This is a genomic window from Rudaea sp. (assembly GCF_036560865.1).
Classification (GTDB): Bacteria; Pseudomonadota; Gammaproteobacteria; order Xanthomonadales; family Rhodanobacteraceae; genus Rudaea.
Window position 1 is genome coordinate 1 of the sequence record NZ_DATBQK010000120.1, and the last position, 6813, is coordinate 6813.

Here is a 6813-nt window from a genome sequence, read left to right on the forward strand (position 1 = left end):
GAAGTCGCGATTCCCGAGATTGCCCGCGCATTGAACGTCGCGGCACTCCTCGAAGGCAGCGTGCGCAAGTCGGGCGACAAGGTGCGCATCACCGTGCAGCTGATCCGCGCGAGCGACAGTTCGCATCTGTGGTCGGAGACCTACGACCGCACGCTCGACGACATCTTCAAGGTGCAGGACGAGATCGCCGCGACGGTGGCGGACAAGCTCAAGATCACGCTGCTCGGCGCGGCACCGACGGCAAAGCCAATCGACCCGAAAGTCTATCCGCTGATCCTGCAGGCGAAGTCCCTGTCCTACGAGGGCACGATAAAAGGCTATGCGCAAGCCGTCGCTCTGTACCAGCAGGCGTTGTCGATCGCACCCGCAGAGGCGCGTGCGTGGGATGGTTTGGCGCGGGCGTACGCCTCGCAGACGAGTCTGGGCGAGCGCGTTCCCGTCGAGGGCTACGCTTTGGCGCGGGAGGCCGCAGACAAGGCGCTGGCGATCGATCCGAACGATGCGCTCGCGTTTGCGGCTCTTGGTCGCATTACCATGGAATTCGACGGCGACTTGCCCGCAGCAGCACGACATTTCCAGCGCGCATTGGCGTTGGAGCCGGCCAACTTGGATGTATTGCGCAGTGCCGCCCTTTTCATGAACTGGATCGGCCGTCAGGACGATGCCATCGCGATCTTCGAATACCTGATTGCGCATGACCCGGCGAACCCGGCCGCGTATTCGGCCATGACGGTATTCTGCTACACCGCAAGCCGCTGGGATCAGGCGATCGAATCCGCGCGCACCGAGCTGACCTTGAGCCATGATAGCGTTGGCGCACAGTATTTCATCGGAATGGCGCTGCTGCTGGGAAAAAGCGATGCCGTCGCAGCGCTGGCGGCGATGCAGGCCGAGTCGTCGGAGGTCTGGCGGATGTCGGGACTGCCGGTGGTCTACCACGCGCTCGGACGCGAGGCCGATTCGGAAGCCGCATTGGCGGCGTTCATCGACAAGCACGCGCAAGACCAACCCTATGCGATCGCGGTCGCACTGGCCTACCGCGGCGATGCCGATCGCGCCTTCGACTGGCTGGACAAGGCGGTCGCCGCGCACGACGCAAGCCTGCCCTACGTTCCGGTCGATCCGTTCCTGGCGAAACTCCACGGCGATGCGCGCTGGCTTCCGTTCCTGCACCAGATCGGCCGCGCGCCCGAGCAACTGGCGCAGATCGAGTTCAAGGTGACGTTGCCGGATCAGGGTGCTTCGCGATGAACTTCCTCGCCGAACTCAAGCGTCGCAATGTGATACGCGCGGGCGTGCTGTACATCGGTGCGGTATGGGCGCTGGCGCAGGGAGTCTCGCAACTCGGGCCATCGGTCGGTGCACCCGAGTGGGCGACACGCTGGTTTCTCGTCTCGGCGGCAATCGGATTTCCATTCTTCCTCGCGTTCGCATGGTTCTTCGAGTTCACGCCTGAAGGTCTCAAGCTCGAAAGTCAGATCGACCCGGCCGACTCGATCACCCAGCACACGAGCAAGAAGCTCGATCGCTGGATCATCGCCGTGCTCGCACTGGCGGTGGTGCTGTTGCTGACCGACCACTTCGTTTCGCGTCGCGAAGCGGACAAGGCCGTGCCAACGGCAGTCGTTCCTGCGGTCGTTGCAACGGACGACAAGTCGATCGCCGTGCTGCCGTTCGTCAACATGAGCGGCGATGCGGCGAACGAATACTTCAGCGACGGCATCACCGAAGAGATCCTCAATGCGCTGGCGCAGATTCCCGACCTGAAAGTCGCCGCGCGCACCTCGGCGTTCGCGTTCAAAGGCAAGCAGCCGGACCTGCGCAAGGTCGGCGAGGTTCTCGATGTCGCCACCGTGCTCGAAGGCAGCGTGCAGCGCGCGGGCGACGCCGTGCGCATCACCGCGCAGCTGATCGATACGCGCAGCGGCTATCACCTGTGGTCGGAGAAATACGACCGCACGCTAACCAACGTCTTCGCAATCGAGGACGAGATCTCCAAGGCTATAGCTGACAAGCTGAAGGTGCAATTCGCGGGCGCGCATGCGGACGCCGGCAATACCGCCAACACACAGGCGCACGAATTGTATCTGCGCGGCCTGAGCCTGCTTGCGGCGCGCGGGCTCGGCCTGCGTGACGCAGCCGTGGCGTTCGGCAAGGCGGTGGAGCTCGATCCGAAATACGCACAGGCGTGGGGAGCGCTCGCCGAGACAGAACAGCTGTTGCCGGTGTACACAGGCGGGGATCTGGATGCCGGAATGGCGCGCGCCGAATCCGCCGCGCAACGCGCGTTGAGCGTCGATCCGGATACCGCTTCGGCGCTGGTCGCCATCGCCAACGTGCATGCACACCGCATCGAATGGGCGCAGGCCGAAAAGATGTTTCAGCGTGCACTGGTTCTGGCGCCCGGGGATGTAGAAGTGCTCGACCAGTACGCGCAGTTCCTCTCCGAGGTCGGGCAGTTCGAGCCGGCTCTGGCGCAGATCGATCGCGCGCGGCAGCTCGATCCGCTGTCGGCTATCGTCGGCGTCGTACGCGGCACGATCCTTATGGGACTGCATCGCGATGCCGATGCAACCTCACAGATCGAGTCCGTGCTTGCCGCCCACCCGGATTTCTATCCGGCTTGCATGACCGCGGTGTTGCTCTACAGCAGCCTTGGACGCCACGCCGACGCCGAGCAGCAACTTCGTGCAGTAGCTCGGCATCTGGGCGTGGACCCTGAAGCCATGGCTGTGCTCGCGCGCGGAATCGCCGATCATGGCGCGCGCGCCGCCGCGCTGAGCAGCCTGAACAGCGCGCCTGCGAATGCCAATATTCGTGGCGATTCGCTACTCTATGCGGCATTCCTGACATTGCTGGGTGACCATGACCGTGCCTTGGCCCAGCTGGCAGTCTTCGCAGCTCGCAACGACGCCGCTGCCGGCGTCCTTTTGTGGACCCGAACCTTCGATCCGTTGCGCAGTGATCCGCGCTACAAGGCGCTGCTGCAGAAGATGAACCTGCCGTATCAGTCGCCCGCGGGAAGCGCCCCATGAACCGGCCGGTCATTCCGTCGCAACGCCGTTCGCGTGGAGCGGCGCCCGAATGAGCTTCTTCGCCGAACTCAAGCGCCGCAATGTAATCCGCGCAGCCGGGTTGTATCTCGTTGGCGCGTGGCTCGTCGTGCAAGTCGCCGGAACCATCCTGCCGATGTTCGGCGCGGCAGACTGGATCGCGCGCAGCATCGTGATCGCGCTCGCCATCGGTTTCCTTCCGGCGATGATCGTGGCGTGGATATTCGAGTTGACGCCCGATGGATTAAAGCGCGATGAAGACGTCAAACCAGAGGAATCGATCGCACCGCAAACGGCGCGGCGCATGGATCGCCTCATCCTGATCGTGGCGGTGGTCGCGATCGGCTATTTTGCCTTCGACAAATTCGTGCTCGCGCCGCGTCGCGACGCGACATTGGTGACGCAGACCACGGCGCATGTCACTGCCGAAATCAGCGCCGAACAAGCGAAGATCAATCCGCACTCCATCGCCGTGCTGCCGTTCGTGAATATGTCCGGCGATGCGCAGAACGCTTATTTTTCCGATGGCATCAGCGAGGAAATCCTCAACGTATTGGCGCGCATTCCCGCGCTGCAGGTTGCCGCGCGCACCTCGTCGTTCTCGTTCAAGGGCGGCAACAAGGAAGTGCCGGAGATCGCGCGCGAGTTGAAAGTGCGCATGGTGCTGGAAGGCAGTGTGCGCAAGCAGGACGCGCGCGTGCGCATCACCGCGCAGTTGATCGATGCGAGCAACGGTTTTCATGTCTGGTCGCAGACCTACGATCGCGACCTCAAGGACATCTTCGCGATCCAGGACGAGATCGCGAACGCGATTGCCGACGAATTGAAAGTGAAAATCGGCGATGCTGCAGCATCGTTTGCGCCGAGCAGGGGAACGCAAAACGTCGAAGCCCACGACTCGTATTTGCGCGGGCTCGCGCTCTGGCAACTGCGCGGCGAAGACAATCTCTGGCAGGCGCTGAAACAATTCGAACAATCCGCCGCAGCCGACCCGAAGTTTGCCGAAGCCTACGCCGGGCAGGCGTTGGTCTACTCGATCCTTCCCGACTGGACCGCGCGCATTACTTACGATGATGCCCTTGCGCGCGCCAGGGACAATGCCGAGCGCGCGCTCAGTCTTGATCCGACGCTTCCCGAGTCGTATGTGGTGCTCGCCTACCTCGCCGATAGTGATCGCCGGCGCGAAACGGCGGCGGCGCTGTACCAGCGGGCCATTGCGCTGCGGCCTTCCTATGCGACGGCCTACCAATGGCTCGGCAACTCGCTATGGAGCGGAGGACAACTGGAACCTGGTGTAGCCGCGCTTGAACACGCGTCCGCACTCGACCCGCGATCGGCGATCATTGCCAACAACCACGGCATGGCGCTGATCGCACTGGGCCGCTACGCCGACGCCAAGGTCCTGTGTGAGCCGATTCTGAAATCGGCACCGGATAATCACTCCTGCCTGGAATCGACCGGCTTTGCCGCACTGCAGCTTGGCGACTTCAGCCAGGCCCGAACCATGTTCGCAGGTTACGCCGCCGCGACCAATCCCGGTGCACAGGCAGAAGTGGGCGAAGTCTTCGACGCGCTGCAAGACCATGGCGACCGTCACGCGATCGCCGTGCGTCTGGCCGCTTTCCTGCCGCAGAGCGCCACCGATCCAAACAGCGGCAATACGTTCCAGGCTTATGTGATCCCATCGCTGCTGGTCCAGCTCGGCGAACCGCAAATGGCGCTGTCGAATCTGCAATCATGGGCGTACACCGACCGCGCTGGCATGGCCGAATGGGCAGTCATGCAGCCGATATTGGGCCAGCTGCATTGCGATCCGGGATTCGTCGCGCTGGTCAAGAAGATCAACACGACCGACCCGCATTACGCCAAGCTCTGCACGGGCAAACCATGACATGAGCCTGCTCGCCGAACTCAAGCGCCGCAATGTATACCGCGCTGCGGTGTTTTATGCGGCGAGCGCATGGCTGCTGATACAGATCGCGACGCAGGTTTTTCCGTTTTTCCACATCGCCGAGTGGGTGGTGCGCTGGATCGTGGTCGCGGTGGTGATCGGCTTCCCGTTCGCGCTGCTGTTCGCGTGGTTCTATGAATTCACGCCGGAGGGCTTCAAGCGCGAAAGCGAAATCGATCCGGCGCAGTCGATTACCTATCACACCGGCAAGAAGCTCGACCGCTGGATCATCGCCGCGCTCGGTCTGGCGGTCGTGCTGCTGCTGGCGGACAAATTCGTGCTGCACAAGACTGCGAACGAAGCTGCCAGCACATCCGCCGGCGACAAGTCGATCGCCGTGTTGCCGCTGGTCAACGAGAGCGGCGATCCGGCCAACGAATATTTTTCCGATGGCCTGTCGGAAGAGTTGATCGCCGCGCTCGCGCAGATCGCCGACCTGAAAGTGATCGGGCGCAGCTCATCTTTCCGTTTCAAGGGACACGCCGACGACCTAAAGTCCATCGGTGAAAAGCTCGGCGTCAGCACCTTGCTCGAAGGCACGGTGCGCAAGCAGGCCGAGCGCGTGCGCATCGTCGCCGAGCTGGTGAACGCCGCGGACGGCCGCGAGCTGTGGTCGCAGACTTACGACCGCGAACTCAAAGACGTGTTCGCCGTGCAGTCGGAGATCGCGCAGTCCGTCGCCGATTCGCTCAAGGTCACGTTGCTTGGCGCGGAAGCGAAGGTCCGCCAGGATTCTTCGACCAAGAACCTCGACGCGCATAACGCTTATCTGCAAGGGCACTTCTACTTCGAGCATCGCGATGTCGACGGTTGGCGCAAGGCTCTGGGGTTCTTCGACGAGGCGATTCGGCTGGATCCGAACTATTCACTGGCCTACGCCGAACGTGCGGAAACATGGAGTTGGCTCGCGGACCAAACGGGCGAAAACGTGGCGGCAGCGTGGGCCGCAGCTCGACGCGATGCCGAGAAAGCGGTTGCACTCAGCCCCAATCTGGCCGAAGCACACACCGCGTTGGGCTGGGTGCGCTACTTCATCGATTGGAGCTTTGCCGATGCGACCCGCGAGTTGCAACGCGCCGCGCAGCTCGCGCCCGGCAGCTCCAAGCCCAAGGTACTGCTGGCGCAGGTTCTGGATACACAGGGTCGGATTTCCGATGCAATCGCGCTCGCCCGCAGCGGGGTCGATCTGGACCCGCTTTCGTATTACGCACGCGCCGTACTCGCGCGCAGCCTGATGCCGGCCGGCCGGTTCGACGAGGCACGAGCCGAGGCGCGCAAGAGCGCGGAGCTGCAGCCGGGCGCAGCATTCAGTCATCGCTGGCAAGTCGTTGTCGCGGTCCTGCAAGGCGACGGCGAAACCGCGCTGCATGAGGCTCAGCTGGAGCCTTCCGAGCCCTACCGATACTACGAGCTTGCGCTCGCGCAGCACACGCGTGGCGATCGCGCCGCTGCGGATGCCGCGTTGGCGGAATTGATCGCCAAGCACAGCAACAATGGGGCCTATCAGATTGCCGTTGTCTATGCGTTCCGCGGCGAAACGGATGCCGCGTTCGAGTGGTTGCAACGCAGCTACGACACGCGCGACACCGGCATCCTGAGCATGCTGATCGATCCGCTGTTGCGCGGATTGCACTCCGATCCGCGCTATACGATCTTGCTCGGCAAATTGGGTTTGTCGCCGCCGCCGGCAGCGAAGCCGTGAGCGCACGCGCGTTCTCTGCCGAGATGAAACGTGGCAACGCAGTTCGTCTACTGTGCTGGGCGCTGCCGTCGCTGCTCGCTCTTTCGCATATCGCAGCGGCACAGCAG

General features: G+C 63.1%; 3 protein-coding genes and 1 pseudogene. All 4 read left to right on the top strand.

Annotated features, from left to right (window positions below):
* A pseudogene (locus VIE67_RS12135) lies at positions 1-1251 on the top strand (hypothetical protein); the annotation flags it as partial.
* Complete coding sequence (locus VIE67_RS12140) at positions 1248-3035, top strand: hypothetical protein (RefSeq protein WP_332026568.1); 1788 nt, start codon at positions 1248-1250, stop codon at positions 3033-3035. The pseudogene VIE67_RS12135 and the gene VIE67_RS12140, both read left to right, overlap by 4 nt.
* A gap of 49 nt (positions 3036-3084) precedes the next feature.
* On the top strand, positions 3085-4944 hold the full coding sequence (locus VIE67_RS12145) for a tetratricopeptide repeat protein (RefSeq protein ID WP_332026570.1): 1860 nt from the start codon (positions 3085-3087) through the stop codon (positions 4942-4944).
* A 1-nt stretch (position 4945) separates the two neighbouring features.
* Positions 4946-6706, top strand: a complete 1761-nt coding sequence (locus tag VIE67_RS12150) for a tetratricopeptide repeat protein (protein ID WP_332026572.1) — start codon at positions 4946-4948, stop codon at positions 6704-6706.
* Positions 6707-6813: the final 107 nt, after the last annotated feature.